Source organism: Enterococcus sp. DIV0970a (genome assembly GCF_051711265.1).
In the GTDB taxonomy this organism is placed as follows: domain Bacteria; phylum Bacillota; class Bacilli; order Lactobacillales; family Enterococcaceae; genus Enterococcus_D; species Enterococcus_D casseliflavus.
Map to the genome: position 1 here is coordinate 3,361,680 of NZ_JBIOMF010000001.1, position 20,923 is coordinate 3,382,602.

18 protein-coding genes, 8 tRNA genes and 2 rRNA genes are annotated in these 20,923 nt (G+C 45.6%); 2 read left to right on the forward strand and 26 right to left on the reverse strand.

The genetic code is table 11. The features are described 5' to 3' along the window. Positions 1-31: 31 nt before the first annotated feature. Positions 32-439 (forward strand): Hsp20/alpha crystallin family protein, encoded by a 408-nt coding sequence (locus tag IGK14_RS16245; protein ID WP_010748856.1) that lies wholly within the window; start codon positions 32-34, stop codon positions 437-439. A gap of 55 nt (positions 440-494) precedes the next feature. Here the strand turns inward: IGK14_RS16245 and IGK14_RS16250 are convergent, their stop codons facing one another. From IGK14_RS16250 to IGK14_RS16260, 3 genes are all read right to left on the reverse strand, one after another. Next, positions 495-1,250 carry a DUF6681 family protein gene (locus IGK14_RS16250; RefSeq protein WP_005230266.1) on the reverse strand — a complete coding sequence of 252 codons (756 nt, stop codon included), beginning with the start codon at positions 1,248-1,250 and terminating at the stop codon, positions 495-497. An 8-nt stretch (positions 1,251-1,258) separates the two neighbouring features. After that, complete coding sequence (locus tag IGK14_RS16255) at positions 1,259-1,690, reverse strand: hypothetical protein (RefSeq protein WP_010748855.1); 432 nt, start codon at positions 1,688-1,690, stop codon at positions 1,259-1,261. A 182-nt stretch (positions 1,691-1,872) separates the two neighbouring features. Further along, the gene (locus IGK14_RS16260; protein WP_010748854.1) at positions 1,873-2,424 is read right to left on the reverse strand and encodes a hypothetical protein; all 552 of its coding nucleotides are present in this window, start codon (positions 2,422-2,424) and stop codon (positions 1,873-1,875) included. 124 nt (positions 2,425-2,548) lie between these two features. Between IGK14_RS16260 and IGK14_RS16265 the strand changes: the two genes are divergently transcribed. Then, positions 2,549-3,061, forward strand: a complete 513-nt coding sequence (locus tag IGK14_RS16265) for a type 1 glutamine amidotransferase domain-containing protein (RefSeq protein ID WP_010748853.1) — start codon at positions 2,549-2,551, stop codon at positions 3,059-3,061. Positions 3,062-3,196: 135 nt separating this feature from the next. Here IGK14_RS16265 and IGK14_RS16270 read toward each other — a convergent pair whose 3' ends face one another. The 23 genes from IGK14_RS16270 to IGK14_RS16380 form a co-directional block, all read right to left on the reverse strand. Then, positions 3,197-3,496, reverse strand: coding sequence for a hypothetical protein (locus IGK14_RS16270; protein ID WP_010748852.1), 300 nt, complete (start codon positions 3,494-3,496; stop codon positions 3,197-3,199). 175 nt (positions 3,497-3,671) lie between these two features. Continuing rightward, entirely contained in the window at positions 3,672-4,820 is a 1,149-nt protein-coding gene (locus IGK14_RS16275; protein WP_010748851.1) for a mannitol-1-phosphate 5-dehydrogenase, read from the reverse strand. Between the two features lie 22 nt (positions 4,821-4,842). Then, positions 4,843-5,280, reverse strand: a complete 438-nt coding sequence (locus IGK14_RS16280; RefSeq protein WP_005230254.1) for a PTS sugar transporter subunit IIA — start codon at positions 5,278-5,280, stop codon at positions 4,843-4,845. Between the two features lie 15 nt (positions 5,281-5,295). Further along, on the reverse strand, positions 5,296-7,068 hold the full coding sequence (locus IGK14_RS16285) for a PTS mannitol transporter subunit IICBA (RefSeq protein WP_010748850.1): 1,773 nt from the start codon (positions 7,066-7,068) through the stop codon (positions 5,296-5,298). Between the two features lie 313 nt (positions 7,069-7,381). Beyond that, the gene (locus IGK14_RS16290; protein WP_010748849.1) at positions 7,382-7,816 is read right to left on the reverse strand and encodes a PTS sugar transporter subunit IIA; all 435 of its coding nucleotides are present in this window, start codon (positions 7,814-7,816) and stop codon (positions 7,382-7,384) included. A gap of 12 nt (positions 7,817-7,828) precedes the next feature. After that, entirely contained in the window at positions 7,829-9,859 is a 2,031-nt protein-coding gene (locus IGK14_RS16295) for a BglG family transcription antiterminator (RefSeq protein ID WP_438712632.1), read from the reverse strand. Further along, the gene (locus tag IGK14_RS16300; RefSeq protein ID WP_034696252.1) at positions 9,840-11,588 is read right to left on the reverse strand and encodes a PTS sugar transporter; all 1,749 of its coding nucleotides are present in this window, start codon (positions 11,586-11,588) and stop codon (positions 9,840-9,842) included. The genes IGK14_RS16295 and IGK14_RS16300 overlap by 20 nt, the downstream gene beginning before the upstream one ends. A 69-nt stretch (positions 11,589-11,657) precedes the next feature. Beyond that, complete coding sequence (locus IGK14_RS16305) at positions 11,658-13,019, reverse strand: C40 family peptidase (protein ID WP_154694634.1); 1,362 nt, start codon at positions 13,017-13,019, stop codon at positions 11,658-11,660. Between the two features lie 185 nt (positions 13,020-13,204). Then, the gene (gene mreD, locus IGK14_RS16310; protein ID WP_010748845.1) at positions 13,205-13,714 is read right to left on the reverse strand and encodes a rod shape-determining protein MreD; all 510 of its coding nucleotides are present in this window, start codon (positions 13,712-13,714) and stop codon (positions 13,205-13,207) included. Positions 13,715-13,716: 2 nt separating this feature from the next. After that, positions 13,717-14,574 (reverse strand): rod shape-determining protein MreC, encoded by an 858-nt coding sequence (gene mreC, locus IGK14_RS16315; protein ID WP_010748844.1) that lies wholly within the window; start codon positions 14,572-14,574, stop codon positions 13,717-13,719. Between the two features lie 142 nt (positions 14,575-14,716). Next, positions 14,717-15,349, reverse strand: a complete 633-nt coding sequence (locus IGK14_RS16320) for a thiamine diphosphokinase (protein ID WP_010748843.1) — start codon at positions 15,347-15,349, stop codon at positions 14,717-14,719. Continuing rightward, positions 15,350-16,003: a ribulose-phosphate 3-epimerase gene (gene rpe / locus IGK14_RS16325; RefSeq protein WP_010748842.1), complete on the reverse strand. Its 654-nt coding sequence runs from the start codon at positions 16,001-16,003 to the stop codon at positions 15,350-15,352. 9 nt (positions 16,004-16,012) lie between these two features. Beyond that, the gene (rsgA, locus tag IGK14_RS16330) at positions 16,013-16,897 is read right to left on the reverse strand and encodes a ribosome small subunit-dependent GTPase A (protein ID WP_154694635.1); all 885 of its coding nucleotides are present in this window, start codon (positions 16,895-16,897) and stop codon (positions 16,013-16,015) included. 103 nt (positions 16,898-17,000) lie between these two features. Next, positions 17,001-17,074: transfer RNA gene (locus IGK14_RS16335), tRNA-Pro, on the reverse strand. 30 nt (positions 17,075-17,104) lie between these two features. After that, positions 17,105-17,178 (reverse strand) — tRNA-Arg (locus IGK14_RS16340). A gap of 11 nt (positions 17,179-17,189) precedes the next feature. Beyond that, positions 17,190-17,275 (reverse strand) — tRNA-Leu (locus IGK14_RS16345). 18 nt (positions 17,276-17,293) lie between these two features. Then, positions 17,294-17,365, reverse strand: a tRNA-Gly gene (locus tag IGK14_RS16350). A 10-nt stretch (positions 17,366-17,375) separates the two neighbouring features. Beyond that, positions 17,376-17,448, reverse strand: a tRNA-Thr gene (locus tag IGK14_RS16355). A gap of 7 nt (positions 17,449-17,455) precedes the next feature. Continuing rightward, positions 17,456-17,537: transfer RNA gene (locus IGK14_RS16360), tRNA-Leu, on the reverse strand. Between the two features lie 14 nt (positions 17,538-17,551). Continuing rightward, a tRNA-Lys gene (locus IGK14_RS16365) sits at positions 17,552-17,624 on the reverse strand. Between the two features lie 3 nt (positions 17,625-17,627). Continuing rightward, positions 17,628-17,700 (reverse strand) — tRNA-Val (locus IGK14_RS16370). A 16-nt stretch (positions 17,701-17,716) separates the two neighbouring features. Next, a 5S ribosomal RNA gene (gene rrf / locus IGK14_RS16375) occupies positions 17,717-17,832 on the reverse strand. A gap of 82 nt (positions 17,833-17,914) precedes the next feature. Further along, positions 17,915-20,829, reverse strand: a 23S ribosomal RNA gene (locus tag IGK14_RS16380). Positions 20,830-20,923 lie beyond the last annotated feature (94 nt).

Here is a 20,923-nt window from a genome sequence, read left to right on the forward strand (position 1 = left end):
CTCAATAGATAAAAGAAAGCGGGGGAACCACATGGCAAATTTGATTCCAAGAGATTTCGCAGGCGGCGAAGAACTATTAGGCAAATTAATGAACAGTTTTTGGCAAGAACGGCAAATGAATACGGACATTAAAGAGTACGAAGACAAGTATCTCGTTCAAGCAGATTTACCCGGCATCAAGAAAGAAAACATCCGCGTCAGTTACGTCAACAACACCCTGACGATTTCAGCGGCTCAAACAGAGACCACGGAAACCGAGGATGATTTCGGACATTATTTGCGCAAAGAACGCTCTAGCAGTGCCTATCAACGGACCTTCACCATCACAGACATTGATGACGAGTCCATTAAAGCAGTGTTTGAAGACGGCGTTTTGACCCTGACGTTACCAAAAGCCAGCTACAAAGATGCACCCGCAAAAAACATCCCGATCGAATAACCGAGATACCAAAAAGGCAGTCCCTTCAGAGAACGCTCTGAGAGGACTGCTTTTCTTATTTGCGTGCTTGTCGTCGATACGCCTGTCTTGAGGTCTGTGGTTCTTCTTCAGAAATCTCTTTTTTGACGTACAATTTCAAACTGTATGGTTCATGGTATTTCACATCATTTTTGATAAAATCACCGCCAGTGATAAATAAACCCACTGGCTCTAAAGGTTGTTTGCCTGTCCATTGGATCGTGCCGACTTTCGTCATCTCCGTGTAGCTAGTACCGATCTGCAATGCGTACTCATTTTCCCCTTGCTGTTTAACAAAATAGTAAGGATACAAGGTGTTTTTCGGGATCGTAAAGCCGTTGGATGACGGTTTGATCGCCAATTCTTCTTGAGCGATCAAGGTCTGCAAATGATTCGCCAATACCAGCTGATAGTCTTCTTCAAAATGGATCACCGCTTTTTCAGTCGTCAAACGATCAATGTCGGTGGTGCTGATGGTTTCTCCTTCAATATTGAAGACTTCGTCTGGTAAAACTTTGACAAAGGCCTGTGTGACATCGAACTTCATATTTTTGTTTAAGAAATAATAGAAGATATTCAGTACCCAGAAGTAGACTAAGACCAAAAAGCCGACCGTATAAAGGATCGCTTGAAAATAGTTTTGGTTCGCAAACATCCCGTAGACGATCCGCAAAATATACGCCGTTGGAATGATACTGAGGATGGTATAGGCACGGTTCAAATATTTAGGACTGATATCGAGATAGCCCAAAAATTTATGGATGCCGTTGATTAAATCTAAAATAAGCGTCATTTTCTCACCTACTCATTTCCTTGATTCTCATCCATGATCCCTTGTGGATCTGGCGTGGTCTCTTCACTTGAAGAAGGTATTTCCTGATTGTTTGCCGGCGTTGACGGAACTGTCGCTCCACTTGAAGGTGTTGTGCTGGCCGGTGTCGAAGAAGACGGTGTCGTTCCCGACGATGCTGGTTCACTGCTGGATGACGGTGTTGTCTGCTGGTCATCGTTCGTCGGTTGTGAGTCCGTGCTAGCAGGTGTCTGATTTTGACTGTCTTCTGTCATCGAAGAGGGTGTGCTTTCACTTGGTGCTTGTTCGGTCGTCTCTGTCGTTTCCGTCGCACGACTTGGTTGGCGGTAGCTGCCTGAATTCACCACGCCGGTGGCAGTGGCAATAATCGTTGATATCGTTAAAAGTGCAATTGGTTTTAAAATAGGCGGGACTTTTCGCATGATTCTCATCCTTTTCTTACCCGATGTTGCCCATTGGCAGCCTCGGTTCCTTCAGCCTCTTCTTACCTTTATAATCGTTTCTGACAAAAGGGTCAAGATTCCAGAGGCTTCTGTCGCAGGATTTAAAAAAAACTAAACATGTAACTGTTTTCACAAAAAAACAACGACGGCAGTTGCCGCCGCTACACAAGGTATTCATAAAACTTTTCAAAGGTCAATCGCAACGTGCCATGGTAATCCCGTAAAAGGGCGGGCAAGGCGATCACTTCTTCATGTGGGATCGGGGCATCGATTTGGATCACCGCTTCCTCCTCATCCAGATAATAAGAACTAAACAGTTCATCATCAGCGACTTCTTCTAGCTGATTGGTCAGCTCCTCATAAAACTTTTCTACGATCGGTTCTGCCAACTCATCAAAGACTGGCTGCAAGGCTGCTTCTACAGCTGGAAACGGCTGCGCGAGTAATTGCTGTCCGCTGAGGGAATGGCGGGTATTCTCATAGGTCAAATAAAGCAGGTCGAAATAATCCTCTTCTTCCCCGATCGCTTCTAGCGTCAAAAGGGCTTTTTCTACCAATGAAACCAAGGCCGAGGATACCTCCTGATGCATCACCGCATCAACTTTTTCAAATAATTGCTGTTTCTCGATGACAAATGTTTCTTCCATAAAAGTGAATTCCGCTTTTTCAAAGCAAAGGGGGGTATCAGAGATAAATAGTTGGATCGTTGCCATGGCGTTGCCTTCTTTCTTTTTCAAGCTGCGGACAAACAGATGATTTGTCAACAGCGAAAATCTTCGTTAGCATAAATAATAGCAGGTGAACAAATTGTTCATCAAGTAATAAGGAGGAGATCGAATGAGTAAAGTTGCTGTTATTGTCACTGATCTAGTTGAAGATGTTGAGTTGACGTCACCAAAAGAAGCACTGGAAGCGGCTGGACACGAAGTAGTCGTTATTAGTAATGAAGGCGCCGAGACCGTCGAAGGCAAACAAGGTGGAACATTTACCGTCGATGCGACCATCGATACGATCGATCCTGCAAGTTTTGATGCTTTGTTGATCCCAGGCGGTTTCTCCCCTGACCAATTACGGACCGATGAGCGCTATGTGTCATTGACGAAAGACTTTTTGACATCTGATCGTCCCGTCTTTGCCATTTGCCACGGCCCACAACTGTTTATCCAAACAGGACTGACAAAAGATTTGACCTTGACGGCTTATGATTCTGTGCGACCAGATTTAGCCTACGCAGGTGCCACCGTCAAAGATGAGCCCGTCGTGATCGACGAAACCTATCGGTTGATCACCAGCCGAAACCCAGATGATCTAGATGCCTTCAATCAAGCCATTACCGAGGCATTGAATTAACCACGAATAAGACTTGGTTTCTTAGAGAAAAAAAGCCGCCAGTTGCAGCGTTCGATCCTTCGTATCGATCGAGCTGCAGCTGAGCGGTTTTTTCTTGCGTAGCTTTTCAGTTTTCAGTGAATGGCTCTTTCCCCGTTACTCGTCAGAGGGCAGCTCAAAACCATCGAAAGTCTCGCCATCATAGTAGCGCAATAATTCTTCCGTCGATAATAAGGAAGACGTCATTTCTTCCTGTGTCTCATTGGCCTCTCGAAGTTGGGCAAGGTAAGCCGCATAGGCTTCTGCCAACTGCCGATAAACAGCTTGCCGCGAAGTTCCTTCCCCTTGGATCGTCGGCAATTCACGGATAAAGGCCCGATAGACGGGGCGGTTTTCCTGCCATTCGATCGGCAACTCAATTACTTGAAGCTGGGCTTCTTCAAACCATCGTTCCATCGCTCTCCCTCATTTCTTTTCTTATTATCGTCAAGTTAGCAGCAAAGGTCAATCCGTGAGCAAAAAAACACAAAACAAGCGTTGAAAGAAATTAACACATCCGCAAAAGCTCGCTTGTTGGGCTAGCTTTTACGGATGCGGCAATTTATCTGCTTGTTCTGTGTGTTACTCGTTTTTATGCGGCAACATACGCATATTTTTCAATGTTTTGTCGGATCGTTTCAATCATGTCTTCATCTTGTAAGCCAGTGATTTCTGCAATGACTTCCGGTAGTGATTTTTCATCCAAAAGTGCTTGTAACTGTTGGCTTTGCTCATCTTCCGGATCTTTGTAGTTGAAGATCATGCCGATCGTTTCATAGAGATGGTCTGGCTGCATGTTGCGTTTTTCTAACTCAAGGACTGGTCGGATAAAGCGTTCTTCGGTCCCTAATTTGCGGACAGGTGTCCGTGCCACCCGAGTGATAGCATCGGAAATGTGTTTGTTTTTAAAGCGTTGGATGATTTTTTCGATATACCGTTCATGTTCTTCGGGATCAAAGGCCCACTTCTCAATTAAAAGCCGCCCAGTTTCTTCGAGAACGGATTTTAATTGGATCACCACTAAATGGTCCTGCATCGCTTCATCGATCGTCTGATAGCCTTGGAGGGCGCCTGTGTACGCTACCGTAGCATGACCCGTATTGACACTGAATAATTTCCGTTCAATATACGGTTCCAGGTCCGCCACATAATGGACCCCTTGCAGATGGATCGAGGATTTCATCCCTGACTCTTGGATCACCCATTCGCAAAAAGGTTCTACTTGAACGAATAAAGGATCTTCATGGTGCTGCAGCGGTACGATGCGGTCCACCGCTGCATCTGGAAAACCAACCGTCGCTTCTAACGCGGACCAATCCGCAACGTATTTTTGCACTTCGCTTTTTAAAAAGGTCGATCCGCCGATCATGTTCTCACAGGCGATCACATCAATGGCTGGCTTGTCTGGGTGTTGCTGACGTGCTTCTAAGCCTTTGGCGATCAGCTCAGCGATATGCGGCAAAATGTTGGGACCAATGGCGGTCGTAAGGATGTCTGCCTCGGCGATCGCTTGGATCACCGCTTCTGGTTCTTTGGCATTGTTCAATCCCGTCACATGCTCGATGTGGATCTGTTCTTGGGTCTCATCGGCTAATTCGATCGTATACCCTTGTCTTGCTTTTAAGGCGTCAATGATCGTTTCATTGACATCAATAAATGTGATTTCAAAGTTGTTGGCAGCCAATATCTCGCCGATAAAGCCGCGACCAATATTACCTGCACCAAAGTGAACTGCCTTCATGTCTTGTCTCCTCCTTAAATCCTTATGCTACGGTCAAACTTTGGGCGATTTCTTCTTTATCTAAGGCATCCGCCAATTCGACAACGTTATCGATATCGCTGCAAAAGAGGGCGATTTGTTGGACCAATTGCAGGTGATCTTCCCCTTTGCCCGCGATGCCGAAAAGGACGGTGACAATTTTTTCTTCGTCCGCGGTACCGAAATTCACGCCATCAGGTACTTGCACGATACAGATACCAGATTTTTTGACGTATTTTTTGGCTTCATCCGTGCCGTGAGGAATCGCAATAAAGTTCCCCATATAGACTGAGAGCATCTCGTCACGCTCAAGCATGGCTTCGACGTATTCTTTTTCCACACAGCCTGCCGCCAGCAATTTTTCGCCGCAGTAACGAATGGCTTCTTCTTTGGTCGCAAATTGTTTGTTCAATTCAATCATGTCTTTTTCTAATACTTGCATTCGGCTCATCCTTTCTTAATTTGCTGCTTTGATCGATGCTACGATCCGTTGATAGTTCGTCGTTCCCATCAAATTATTGACAGATAGGTGGATCGCTTCTGGCGCTGACGTTTGCGCTTGCGGCGTTAGGGCTTCTTTTGTGATCACCAGTGAAGAGGCGTTGGCATGGAGATCATTGATATGGCTTTTTCTGATCGGCATCGTCAGAGCTTCTTTGGCTAAAAGATCTTGGAAGACTTTCTGAGCCATCGTTGCCGAACCTTTGCGATCATCGTGGGCCAAAATGATTTCGCTGACTTGCTTAAGGTCATTGGCGGAAGGAACATCTACCTGGTTGCCTGCTTCAGACTTTTTTGCTGACTCCCCCGTTGTCTTAGTCCCTGACAATGTGGCTACGATTTCATCGTACCGTGGAGAGTTCAGGAAATTTTCAACCGCGACGAAGGTCGCATTTGGCGCTTTTTGTTTGGCACGTTCTTGCAATTCTTCTTGAGTGACGATCAGCGTATTGGCATCGTCCGTTAAATTGTTGATGGCGGAATTAGAAACATTTTGTGGAAGACCCGCTTCTTTGACTTTTTTCCGTAAGATCGATGCCCCCATAGCACTGGAGCCCATGCCTGCATCACATGCGAAGATAATACGATTGATGCCAGTCATTGGTTGAGCCGCCAAGCCTTTTGAGCTGAGTTTTGCTGCTTGCGTTTGTTGTACTTTTTCTTCAAAATTATCCACCGTATCCTTCGCATCTGCTTTCAAGATCGCGGCAGCGACGATAAAGGATACGCCTGCTCCTACGGCAATTCCCGCTAAGACAGAAACGACACTCATCACTGAGTTGAATGGCGTCATTGCTAAGATCGCAATGATCGAACCTGGTGAAGCAGGTGCCCGTAAGCCTGCACCTAGCAATTGGAAGGTAAAGCTTCCTGATACACCGCCGGCAATCACGGCTAAGAACATCAATGGTTTCATCATGACGTATGGGAAGTAGATCTCATGGATCCCACCGATAAAGTGAATGATGATCGCTCCAGGTGCCGAAGATTTCGCTGCTCCTTTTCCGAAGAAAGTGAAGGCTAGCAAGACTCCTAAACCAGGTCCAGGATTGGCTTCTAACAAGTAAAGAATCGATTTCCCAAATTCGCTGACTTGCTCAGTGCCTAGTGGTGTCAAAATTCCATGGTTGATAGCATTATTTAAGAATAAGATTTTTGCTGGTTCAATAAAGATATTGGCTAATGGAATCAAGTGGGCATTGACGATTACTTCGACCCCTGCTGCCATTGCTTCTGTCAAGGTGTTAACAACTGGCCCGATTGCTACAAAGCCCAGTAATGCTAAAGCAAAACCGATCAAACCTGATGAAAAGTTGTTGACCAACATTTCAAAGCCAGCGCGAACTTTGTCTTGGAAGATCTCGTCAAATTTCTTGATGACCCAACCGCCTAAAGGACCCATGATCATTGCACCCAATAGCATTGGGATATCCGTTCCGACGATGACCCCCATCGTTGCGATCGCCCCAACCACGGCTCCGCGGTCACCAGCAATCACTTTCCCGCCAGTATACCCGATCAAGATTGGGATCAAATACGTTAGCATTGGACCGACCATCGTTGCAAAGGCTTCATTTGGTAAATACCCATCTGGAATAAATAATGCCGTTAATACACCCCATGCAATCAATGCGCCGATATTCGGCATCACCATACTCGACAACGTACTGCCTAATTTTTGAACTTTTGCTTTGACTGATGATTTGGCTGCTTTTTGTGTCTGTTCCATTTTTTTCTCTCCTCTCGTCTGCTTACACCCTTATTGTAGGCGCTTCCCAAAAAGCTCGAAAGTCGTACTTTGGCACAAAAAACTGTGCCAAAACTTGTAGCCAAACGGATAGAACAAAAAAAGGCGAGCAGCCCCTGCACTCGCTTATTTTTGTTATGTTTCACGTGGAGCATTTTTTTGGATTTTGCCAAAACGCAAAAAAAAAAGTGTACCCGCTCCTTCTACACAAGGTAGAAAGAGCAAGTACACGGAGGCAGCTCATTCATTTATTTCGTTCGCTGCTCTTGTTGCAAGCCAGCCTGCTGCTGATCGCTTATTCTTCTGCCAGCAAAATCTGTTGGATCTCTTCAACCGATTCGGTATCACTAAGCACCCGAACATTCTGCATATCAGAACAAAAAAAGGCGATTTCTTGCAAAACAGCTAATTGCTGCTCTTTTAGGACGACTACGAAAAGGATCGTAGCGATTTTAGGCTGCTCCTTCGTGCCGAAGTCGACGCCATCAGGCACTTGGATCAAAAAGAGTCCTTCTTCCTTGATCCATTGCTGGGCTTCTTCTTCCGCATGGGGCAATGCCACAAAGTTACCGATGTAAACACCTGTTTTTTGATGGCGACGCAAAAGGCTTTTGACATAGGGCAAGGAAACGATCTCCTGGTTGACTAAGTACTCGCCAATTTTTGTCAGAGCCTCTGTGGCATCGGTAAAGTGTTGATCCAACAAAATCCGCTCCTGTGGAATATACATCGCTGATCCCTCCTATTGTTTTACTTCTTCAATCAAGAGCGAAGAGAGCAACTGATAAATAATCGAATCATTGCCCGAATTAAAAATCTCCGTATTTAGATCATTCATAATGATCGAACCACTGATTTTTCCTAACATCTGAGAGCTTGTTTCATTGATAGGATACGGCGCAAGCATGACTAATAAACGGGTAACAGCGATTTCTTTTTTATCCATCGCTAAAAGGGGCAAAGGTTGTTTCAAGTCGAAAATACGAAAAACTGGTTGCAAGATCGCCGAGCTCGCTGCGTGAAACAAGGCAAAGTGAGTGTCAGGAATGCCCACTGGCGCTTGGAAGTAGCGCCGTAAGAGACGATCAACGACTTTCTCACGATCCAAAACAACATGTTCATCAAAAGACGTCAGTACCAGCTGCAACGTTTCTTCCAAGCCCGCTGGGTTATCAATGGCCTGCACTTGAAACAGCGCCAATAGCTGGTTAATGGCTTCGATAAAAGCCAAGACCGCTTCATAGGATTCCTCTTTGACCAAAGCAGAGGGCGCTTTTTTTGCGGAACGTTTTTTCTGACTAATGGCTTGGAAGGCCTTCTTCAACTCTTGAATGTCTTCTTCGAGCAGGATCGGTGAAACGAGTTTGTACTCTCCTTGATACCCTGGTAGCAAGGAAGTCGAGATCACCAAGTCATAGGTCTCCTCGATATTTTCCCGTTTGACATCCCCCACTCGAAAGAAGGTGATTTGATTGATAAAGGGAAAATGCTTCCGCAGCTGCATCTCTAATAAACTGATGGAGGCTAATCCGCTAGGAGAGATCCCTGCAATATTGACTTCTAACACTTTCGGATTTTTTTCCAACGAATTGGCAAAATGCAGGACCATATAGGCGATTTCTTCTTCCGAGAACTGCTGCTGCGGAAAGATCTGCGGCAGATGATTGCGAATCCCGCTGGCGATCTCGACATACTGGTTCATGATTTTTTCTAGGATAGGGTTGTTCAAATGATCTTCTTCTAAAATAGCCCGCGTCATCACTCCTGAGATATGGGTCAGCAGCATTTTATACAAGTTCGTATCTTCATAAAACGCCACTTCCGTTTGCTCACTGACCAATTCGATCAAGCGTTTCACACGATAAGCCAAGTCAGTATCAAAATTGTCATCAAAAAAATCACGATCAAAGGAATTAGCAAAATCACCTAGTAACACGGCAAAAAAGACGATTTCGTTGATGGAATAAAGCAGTTTCGTCTTTTCGGCGATCTGAGCAAAAATCTTTTTCGCCACCTTCAGCAAGTCTTTGTTGATCTGACTCGGGTACGTCTCTTCTTCCACCGTGTAGCCCAAAGCTACACGATCCATGGCTAGCGCCAGCATCAAGACGATAAACGCCAATTTGCGGTCACTAAGTTCCTTGAACTGCGGTTCGATGGTTTCCCGAATCAGCCGCTGGGCTAGCAATAGATGGTCGCGGGACAGAAATTGAAAAATAAACGGGGCTTCATCATCGGTTTCTAGTAAATGGAAAAATTGGTATTCATTGATCTCCATCACTAGTGTATTGGCTGTGATCAACCGCCGATATTTTTCGGAGCCTTCGATCTCATACCCTTGATTGCGCACGATCCTTAACGGCAGCCGTGCGAGACTTTCTTCTAGCTGTTTGATATCTGAAAAAAACGTCGTATTGCTGATTTGGTAGCGATCCAAGAAGAAATGACTAGATACAGGCTTCGTGGCGGTAGTCAGTTGCAGCAAAATACGATGTTGTCGCTCACTAGCCGCGAATTCTTGATCGGTATCTGCCATAATGGCTTCTTGCAATTGGCGAATGCTCGTTTCTGATGCAAAAATTTGGAAATGACCACGACCGACCTTCTCTAAGGTAGCATCTACTGTTTCTAAGGATTTTTCTAGATTAGCCAGTTCACGGTACACCGTTCGTTTACTGACTTTTAAGACTTGCATCATGCGATCTAAAGAAACCGGACCGGTACTATTCATCAATTCCGTTAATAAAAGTGTTTCACGATTGGTCAAAAACATAGTCGACTCCTTCTGTCAGTAACTGACGATACGCATCTGTCGTCAATAAATCATCCACCACCAGTAAAGGAACATCTGGGATCGAGCACTTTTCTGCAAGTTCTTTCGGGAGGATATAGATTGCCGTAGGATCAAGAGCTTGTCCTTCATATGCCATTTTTTTGATGGTCAAAGGAAGCGCTTGTTGGTGGGCCATTTTTCTTAGTATCTCCACTGCCATCGTTTGTGAACCGCGTTTTTTTCCAGTATACAAAAAGATGATCGTTGAAAACCCTAGCGGATTTGCTGCTTCGATTTGTAACGATTTTTGCGGATCCTGTTCTCTTCTTTGTAATTCTTGGATCAGCGGAGCATACTCATCTGCCGCCAAAAAATTATCTAGCACATAATGCTGTGCGTGTGGTGTCTGCTTTTGGGCAATAGCTGCTAATTCCCGTTGGGTGATCACTAACAGCTTGGGATCATCCGTCACACGATAAATCGACTGATAGCGGACAGGAAACGTTAGCTGGGCTTCTTGTAACTGTTTTTTTAGTATGCTGGCACCAATCGCACTGGACCCCATCCCTGCGTCACAGGCCACGACGATCTCAGTGACTTTCTTCATTTTCGGCATCTTACGCTCCTCATTTTCTATATTGGACTTCCGTTTTAACAGCACACTAGCGATCGCAAACGATACGACCGTACTGACGATAATCCCAGCTAAGACACCTAGGATCATAGACGGCGGTGTATTGAGTAAAATCGCTAAGATCGAGCCCGGAGACGCAGGCGCTCTTAAGCCTACCCCTAAAAATTGGAAGATCAGCGTGCCACTGAAACCACCAACGATCGGACCGAGCAACACCCAAGGATCGAGCAGAACAAACGGGAAATACACTTCATGAATCCCACCAATAGCCTGCACAAAAACGGAAGCTGCGGCATTCGTTCGGTTTCGCTTTGAACCAAAAAAAAGATACGCCGCTAAGACCCCTAATCCTGGACCGGGGTTGGCCTCGATCAAAAATAAAACCGACTGACCATTGAGTGCCGCTGCTTCGATCCCTAGCGGTGTAAATAGACCATGGTTGACAATATTATTAAAAAACAAAACCTTCAATGGTTCTACAATGATATGAATAAAGGGCAAAACGTTTTGCTGAACAAAATAATCAACCAGCTGATAGCTGCCGAGACTGAACCAATTAAAAAGCGGCGCCAATAGGAAGTAACTGCCTAAAAAAAGGAGTCCGCCAAACGCACCTGCAATAAAATTGCGCACCAGCATCTCATAGCCACTTTTGACTTTGCTCACGATCGAATCACTGCGGTACAATAGCCAGCCCGCTAGCGGCCCCAGCAGCATCGCCCCAAAGACCTGGGGAATATCGGTTGCGAGAATAGCCCCTAAGACCGCCACTGCTCCTACGACCCCACCTCGTTCAGGCGCCAACATTTGCCCACCTGTATAGGCGATCATGAGGGGCAGCAGCACAGTCAAGACCCCTTGTTCCATTTGCTGGATCACTTGTTGATCGACTGAAAAAAAAGGTAGCAGGAATGAAATCAGCATCCACGCAATAAAAATACTTAAATTCGGCATCATCATGCGAGAAAGATAATTCGTATAAAACTTAACCGTTATCATTTTTTCTCTGGAAGACGAGGTCTTGTTCATTTTATCCGCTTCCTTTCTCTTCTCTATTATAAGATGTTCTGGCAAGACTGAAAACAAAAAAAGCATACGTTTTTTAAAACAGAAATCAAAAAAAGCTGACGTAAAACGCCAGCTTTTGAAATAGCTTCAATTGATTTAGTTTACGCGTACCGCGAAATCTGGTGAGTAATAAGAGTAACTGCTAACAGAAACATTTTGACCTGGTGTTGGTGCATGAACGTATTGTCCGTTACCCATAGCGATCGCCACGTGGTGTGTGCTTCCGCGGCTACCCCAGAATAACAAGTCACCAGCTTTTGCTTCATTGATCGAAATCACCGTACCAGAAAATTCTTGTGCGTAAGTTACCCGTGGTAATGAGATCCCAACTTTAGCAAATACATATTGTGTAAAGCCAGAACAGTCAAAGCCGTCTGGTGTCGTACCACCCCATACATAAGGAGTACCAATGTATTTCATTGCTTCTGCTACGATTGCTGAACCGTTGACCGTTTGTGCGGGTGCAGGAGTATTGCTTGCACCATTGCCGCTATTGTTCGATCCTTGGTTGTTATTGCTATTATTATTGTTGGCAGGAGTCGATGGTGTCGTATTTGTTGAACCGCCACCTTGTGATGAACTGCCTTGCGTAGTATCAGTCGTCGTACTAGAATTTGTTGTTGAGTTTGATGTCGTTGAATTCGACGTTGAAGACTCGCTTGATGCTGCTTCCTGAGTAGCTGCTTCAGCTGCTGCCGCTTCTTGAGCCGCTGCTTCTTGTGCTGCTTGTTCACGAGCTGCTGCTGCTGCCGCTTCTTCTGCAGCGATGCGAGCTTGTTCTGCTTCGTATTCTTCTTTTTGTTTTTCTAAATCAGCTTTTTCATCTTCTTTAGATGCTTGTTGAACAGCCAATTCCGCTTGCAAAACATTCAAATCAGCTTGTTTGGCTTGTAAATCCCCTAATTGTGTTTCTAATTCAAATTGGTTCGCTGCGATCTCTGCCAATTTATCGTCGTTTTCCGCTTTTTTCGCTTCAACTGCTTCTTGGTCTGCCTTTTGTTGATCCACAAGATCTTTATTAGCATTGACGATCGTCGTCATTGCTTGCACACGGCCAATAGCATCTGTTAAAGAGTCAGCTTCTAATACTGCATCAATAAAGTTCGTGCTTTGTCCATTGACTTGAACGTCACGGGCTTGTTTTTGGATCGCTTCTTCACGCTTTTCGATTCTGACTTTCAAATCAGCAATTTCTTGCTTCAACTTTTCAGAATCCGCACGCAAATCACCTTGTTGTTGCAACAAAGTTTGGGCTTTTTCATTGATTGCAGCCACGTCGCTTTCAAGTGCTGCTACTTGTGACTGGATGCTCGCTTGCTGGCTTTGCAAGTCAGAGATCTCCTTATTTTTTTCTTCAATTTTATTGTCAAAATCTGATGCAAAGACAAGTGTCGGTGCTGCTGCAGAAGTAAGAACAATTGAACTTACTAACAATAAAGATAAAATTCGCTTTTTCACTCTTCATTCCTCCGGCTGTTGCTTCCCCTAATATGGTTTTTTTATGTATAAATGCTTAAGAATACCTAAAGTCCTTCACGATAGTGTGATTGTAACACAGCCGTATGTCAGAGAGATAAAAGGAATATTACAAAAACATTTCAATCGCTGTTATTTTTATACAGTCAAACGCAAAAAAAATGAAGCTATTCGTCTTTGAATAGCTTCATGAATGGAACGACTAAAAGGATAAACAAAATGATGTTCAATAAAAGCGTTGGTGCTAAAAAGCGGGAAACAAAGAATGACGTGCTAACTGATGCGATCTTAAATAGCAACTGGACGCCCAACGTCACAACTTCTAAGCTTGTAACAAAGATGATCATTCCGAAAAACATGGTAAATACATTTTGATAAAGCGTATTTTGCAAAATATACATGATCCACACGATCAAGGGAAACGCCACCGTGTAGATGCCGATCACACCGACATAATACACGTCATAGAGGCAGCCGATCACAAGCGCCGTGGTGATCAAAAAGTTTTTCGGCAAATACTTCGCGCCACATAAAAGGGCGATCAATAAAAGATGCGCACTGGCGATATAATTGTCTTGGGTCCATTTTTCTAAAAAACGCGTCAGTTGTCCATCTGCCAACATCATCAAAAAGAAGACGCCCGCTGCCAGGTATTTGATGTAGTCATGCTTTTTCATGGCTATTCCTCACCTGCCAAGCGTTTGATAATCGTTACTGCTTGAATATCATACATTTGGGCATACGGTTTTACAAACACTTGGGTATCAAGACCAAACTCATCTTTGGTGGTACGGATCACTGTTCCGATCGCTAAGTCGGCAGGTGAGTTTCCTCCTAATCCAGAGGTCTGCACGACATCGCCTTCCTTCAGCTCATTGTCCCCTGTCAACTGGGTAATGACCAAGGAACGTTCTTTTTGATCGTAACTACTTAGAATCCCAAAGTTTGACCCATCTTCGCCGCTGATCCGAACCGGATAGTGGTTAGAATTCTGGTTTTCAGAAGTCAAAAGTTCAATTTTAGAAGAAGCTGCATTGACTTCTATCACACGACCAATCAAGCCTTTTTGCGACATGACCGCCATGTTGACCTCAACGCCGTCTCTTGAGCCTCGATCCACGATCAGCATATCTTGCCAAGTATCAGGTGACCGATTGATGACATTGGCGGAGATCCGTTCATAATTCGTCAAGGTCGCATTCAGCTCTAGCTCTTCTTTCAAGGCATCGATTTCTCTTTGCGCATTGTCCTTCGCTTGTTCCAATTCATCAAAACTGTCCAATTTCTCTTTTAAACGTTCATTTTCTTCATACGTCACAAACAAGTTTTTGACTGAATTCGCACCATTTTCGATCCAACGAAAAGGCGCCGTAATCACTTTATCGATAAAGCCAACGGAGTCATTGACCGTTGATTGCACAACATTGGTGGAGTTTCCCGCAGCTCTGCGGGCGATCGTCACGCTTAATACGGTGACAACTAAAATCACAATAATCAATGTGATGATAATATTTTTATTAGGATTAAACTTTTTCACAAAGACACCTCAAATAATTCCAAACTGTAGTTCCAATTTTACCATTAATACCCTGCAAACAAAAGCTAAGTTGACCGTCTTAATGTTTTTTTTGTAATTAAGTTTCTGAAATTTTCAACAAAAAAAAGAGACGTTGCGTCTCTTAATCACAACTTTGAATGACTGCTATCATCCCGCTGCTAAAGGAAAAACCTGCTGTTTGTGTCAGAAATTCATTGCTGGCATAAGAAGTTGGGTACGGCACTTGGACGTTTTCTAATAAATACTTGCTACCTATCAACGTCAAATCTGTTACCGGCGTCAAACAGCAATACGCCAAATACTGCATCTCGGGTTCTTTTTCTAATTGATAGGTGCCTGGTAAAAAGAACTGAACGACATTTTGACGATCTAAAAAACGCAGATTTGGGGCAAATGGACGAAACCGATCTTCTAAAACTAACCACAGATTGGCTAAAAGATGGTCAAGGCGTCCCCCCGTTGCACCAGTCACGTCGATTTGCGCTTCTGGATAAAGACGCAACGTCTCAACCAATGCCAATTGAGTATCTGTATCATCTTTTTCAGCAGGGGCTTGGATCACTGTCTTAACTTGTTGTTTGACCGCTTGCAGTTCTGCTGCGGTCAGGGAGTCGAAATCACCGATTGCCAGATCGACTGGCCGTTGGTGCTGAAGCAAAAACAGGGCCCCACGATCAATTCCAATGTATTTATCATACGCCATCAACTGTGGCCAATTTTCAGGACTTCCACCTGCCGCTAACAAAATTTTCATTTACTGTAAAGCTTCTTTCAAGGCTCTGATTTGCGCCGCAGGTTCATCGGCATCGTAAATATAGCTTCCTGCTACAAAGACATTTGCGCCTGCTTCCAGGCAGCGTTTGGCTGTCTCAGGAACGATCCCGCCATCTACTTCGATATCATATTGGTAGCCTTTTTCTTCTTTTAAAGCAGCCAGTACCGCAATTTTTTCTAGTGATTCTTCAATAAAGGATTGCCCACCAAATCCAGGATTGACCGTCATGACTAACACTTGATCACACATAGATAAAACATGTTCAATGGCTGATACTGGTGTGCCTGGGTTGATGACGATTTCTGCTTTGACATTTTCTGCCACGATCATTTGGATCGCACGATGGATATGAGGTGTTGCTTCCGCGTGGATCCCAATGATATCTGCCCCAGCTTCTGCGAAGGCATGGATATACTTTTCTGGTTCGGTGATCATTAGGTGAACATCCAACGGCAGTTTGGTAACTGGGCGAATCGCTTTAACGATGTTTGGGCCTAAGGTAATATTAGGGACGAAATGACCGTCCATCACGTCTACGTGAATATAATCTGCGCCATGGCGCTCTACCAGCTCAATGTCTCTTTGAAGATTTGCAAAATCGGCACTTAAAATAGATGGTGCTAGTTTTATCATGCTTTTCCCTCACTTTTTCTTCTTTTTATAAACCGGACGTCGGTTTTCAATCTCTTCTAAAAATTGCACGTAATTCTTATAACGAGTCTCGGCAATCTCATTTGCTGCAACCCCCTGCTTAACTGCACAATCAGGTTCATTAAGGTGCCTACATTCCCTAAAACGACAGTTGGCAGCTACCGCTAAAAAGTCAGGAAATAGTTTGGGTAACTCCACCGCTTCGATTTCCAAAAAGTCGATCGAACTAAATCCTGGTGTATCGGCAACCAATCCATCACAAATCGGCAAGAGCTCCACATGACGGGTCGTATGTTTCCCCCGCCCGAGAGATTCTGAGATCACTCCCGTTTCCAATGCCAATTCTGGGACGATCCGATTCAGCAATGTCGACTTTCCAGCACCGGATTGTCCCATAAATACGGTGATCCGCTCAGGAAAGTACCGTTGAAGTTCCAATAGATCTTCGCCTTCTGCTTTTGACGTGATCACGTGGTAGCCAATTGCTTGATAGGTCTCCTCAATTGCTTTCATTGCGGCAAGATCTTTCACAAGATCCGCTTTTGTCAAAAAGACGATCGGTTCGATCCCCTCATACTCTAACGTCACTAAAAAGCGATCCAATAGGTTATAGGAGAAGTTCGGCTCAACTAGACTTGTCACGACCACCCCTTGATCCACATTTGCGACTGGCGGTCGAACCAGCTCATTTTTTCGCGGCAAGATCTCTAAAAGATAACCGTCTGTTTGATTGCTGCTTTCAAAGATCACTTCATCCCCCACCAAAGGAGTGATTTTTCGATTCCGAAAATTTCCTCGAGCGCGGGTTTGAAAGATTTCATCTTCTGATGCCACATAATAAAATCCGCTTAGCGCTTTGATGATTTTTCCCTTCAAACAATTTCCTCCTCGTTTTTTACTATTGTATCATATTTTCAGGTCTTCTCACTGGCTGAAAACACAAAAAAAGCCTGAAGCGAATGCTTCAGGCATCAAAAAATCGGGAAGACAGGATTCGAACCTGCGACCCCTTGGTCCCAAACCAAGTGCTCTACCAAGCTGAGCTACTTCCCGATAATAAAAATGAAACAAATAAAAAGACTACGCGCCCAAGAGGAGTCGAACCCCTAACCTTTTGATCCGTAGTCAAACACTCTATCCAATTGAGCTATGGGCGCATATTATGAAATGCCGAGGACCGGAATCGAACCGGTACGGTGATCACTCACCGCAGGATTTTAAGTCCTGTGCGTCTGCCAGTTCCGCCACCCCGGCTGAAAATTGCTAAGGCAAAGCGGAAAACGGGGTTCGAACCCGCGACCCCCACCTTGGCAAGGTGGTGCTCTACCACTGAGCTATTTCCGCATATTCCTGATGCCGGCTAAAGGACTTGAACCCTCGACCCTCTGATTACAAATCAGATGCTCTACCAACTGAGCTAAGCCGGCAATGAAGTGCGGGTGAAGGGACTTGAACCCCCACGCCCGAAGGCGCTAGATCCTAAATCTAGTGCGTCTGCCAATTCCGCCACACCCGCATAGGTTATTACTATGAGTCGTACAGGGCTCGAACCTGTGACCCTCTGATTAAAAGTCAGATGCTCTACCAACTGAGCTAACGACTCATATGGGGGTTAACGGGATCGAACCGCTGACCCTCTGCTTGTAAGGCAGATGCTCTCCCAGCTGAGCTAAACCCCCATAAGGTAAAAAAAACGCGTGGCGACGTCCTACTCTCACAAAGGGAAACCCTTCACTACAATCGGCGCTAAGAAGCTTAACTTCTGTGTTCGGCATGGTTACAGGTGTATCCTTCTTGCTATCGCCACCACACTATTCAATTGAGTAAGTGTTGCTCACTCAAAACTGGATCGAAGAAATCAAAACTCTTCCGAGTTTACGTGCTTTTTTCTTTTTGGTTAAGTCCTCGATCGATTAGTATCAGTCCGCTCCAACCATCACTGGCCTTCCACTTCTGACCTATCTACCTGATCATCTCTCAGGGATCTTACTTTCTTAAAGAAATGGGAAATCTCATCTTGAGGTGGGCTTCACACTTAGATGCTTTCAGCGTTTATCCCTTCCCTACATAGCTACCCAGCGATGCCTCTGGCGAGACAACTGGTACACCAGCGGTAAGTCCATCCCGGTCCTCTCGTACTAAGGACAGCTCCTCTCAAATTTCCAACGCCCGCGACGGATAGGGACCGAACTGTCTCACGACGTTCTGAACCCAGCTCGCGTGCCGCTTTAATGGGCGAACAGCCCAACCCTTGGGACCGACTACAGCCCCAGGATGCGACGAGCCGACATCGAGGTGCCAAACCTCCCCGTCGATGTGGACTCTTGGGGGAGATAAGCCTGTTATCCCCAGGGTAGCTTTTATCCGTTGAGCGATGGCCCTTCCATGCGGAACCACCGGATCACTAAGCCCGACTTTCGTCCCTGCTCGAGTTGTAGCTCTCGCAGTCAAGCTCCCTTCTGCCTTTACACTCTTCGAATGATTTCCAACCATTCTGAGGGAACCTTTGGGCGCCTCCGTTACCTTTTAGGAGGCGACCGCCCCAGTCAAACTGCCCATCTGACACTGTCTCCCAGCCCGATAAGGGCTGCGGGTTAGAGTGGCCATAACGCAAGGGTAGTATCCCACCATTGCCTCCATCGAAACTGGCGTCCCGATCTCTACGGCTCCTACCTATCCTGTACATGCGGTACAGACACTCAATATCAAACTACAGTAAAGCTCCATGGGGTCTTTCCGTCCTGTCGCGGGTAACCTGCATCTTCACAGGTACTAAAATTTCACCGAGTCTCTCGTTGAGACAGTGCCCAAATCGTTACGCCTTTCGTGCGGGTCGGAACTTACCCGACAAGGAATTTCGCTACCTTAGGACCGTTATAGTTACGGCCGCCGTTTACTGGGGCTTCAATTCGTACCTTCGCTTACGCTAAGCACTCCTCTTAACCTTCCAGCACCGGGCAGGCGTCAGCCCCTATACGTCATCTTTCGATTTTGCAGAGACCTGTGTTTTTGATAAACAGTCGCTTGGGCCTATTCACTGCGGCTGCTCGTTAGAGCAGCACCCCTTCTCCCGAAGTTACGGGGTCATTTTGCCGAGTTCCTTAACGAGAGTTCTCTCGCTCACCTTAGGATTCTCTCCTCGACTACCTGTGTCGGTTTGCGGTACGGGCCGTTGTTTTCTCACTAGAAGCTTTTCTTGGCAGTGTGACATCAGAAGCTTCGGTACTATTATTTCCCTCCTCATCACAGCTTGTCCGTATAGGTAGAAGCATTTGACTCCTACCAAGACTTACTGCTTGAACAGACATATCCATCAGTCTGCACTTCTTAGCCTCCTGCGTCCCTCCATTGCTCAAACAAAAACAACGGGTACAGGAATATCAACCTGTTGTCCATCGCCTACGCCTGTCGGCCTCGGCTTAGGTCCCGACTAACCCTGGGCGGACGAGCCTTCCCCAGGAAACCTTAGTCATTCGGTGGACAGGATTCTCACCTGTCTTTCGCTACTCATACCGGCATTCTCACTTCTAAGCGCTCCAGCAGTCCTCACGATCTGCCTTCAACGCCCTTAGAACGCTCTCCTACCAATGCACCTAATGGTGCACTCCACAGCTTCGGTAAACTATTTAGCCCCGGTACATTTTCGGCGCAGGGTCACTCGACTAGTGAGCTATTACGCACTCTTTAAATGGTGGCTGCTTCTAAGCCAACATCCTAGTTGTCTGTGCAACCCCACATCCTTTTCCACTTAATAGTTATTTGGGGACCTTAGCTGGTGGTCTGGGCTGTTTCCCTTTCGACTATGGATCTTATCACTCACAGTCTGACTCCCGGATATGAATGAATGGCATTCGGAGTTTATCTGAATTCGGTAACCCGAGATGGGCCCCTAGTCCAAACAGTGCTCTACCTCCATCATTCTCAATTCCGAGGCTAGCCCTAAAGCTATTTCGGAGAGAACCAGCTATCTCCAAGTTCGTTTGGAATTTCTCCGCTACCCACACCTCATCCCCGCACTTTTCAACGTACGTGGGTTCGGTCCTCCAGTGCGTTTTACCGCACCTTCAACCTGGACATGGGTAGATCACATGGTTTCGGGTCTACGACAACATACTCATTCGCCCTATTCAGACTCGCTTTCGCTACGGCTCCGTCTCTTCAACTTAACCTCGCATGCTATCGTAACTCGCCGGTTCATTCTACAAAAGGCACGCTATCACCCATTAACGGGCTCTAACTTGTTGTAGGCACACGGTTTCAGGATCTATTTCACTCCCCTTCCGGGGTGCTTTTCACCTTTCCCTCACGGTACTGGTTCACTATCGGTCACTAGGGAGTATTTAGCCTTGGGAGATGGTCCTCCCGGATTCCGACGGAATTCCTCGTGTTCCGCCGTACTCAGGATCCTCCTAGGTGTTATCCAAATTTCGCCTACGGGGTTTTTACCCTCTTTGACATACTTTTCCAAGTATTTCGACTATCTGAATAGACTACCATATCGGAGTCCTACAACCCCAACAAGCAAGCTTGTTGGTTTGGGCTTTTCCCGTTTCGCTCGCCGCTACTCAGGGAATCGAATTTTCTTTCTCTTCCTGCAGGTACTTAGATGTTTCAGTTCTCTGCGTCTACCTCGACTGCGCTATGTATTCACGCAGACGTAACATCCTATAAAAGATGCTGGGTTCCCCCATTCGGAAATCTCTGGATCATAGCTTACTTACAGCTCCCCAAAGCATATCGGTGTTAGTCCCGTCCTTCATCGGCTCCTAGTGCCAAGGCATCCACCGTGCGCCCTTATTCACTTAACCTTTGACCTTTCGGTCGGTTTTGAGTACTTCTTCTAGCGATAGAAGGTTGCTCAAGAAAATAAGCGTTGAACTTATTAAAAAACTCTTTTAACAT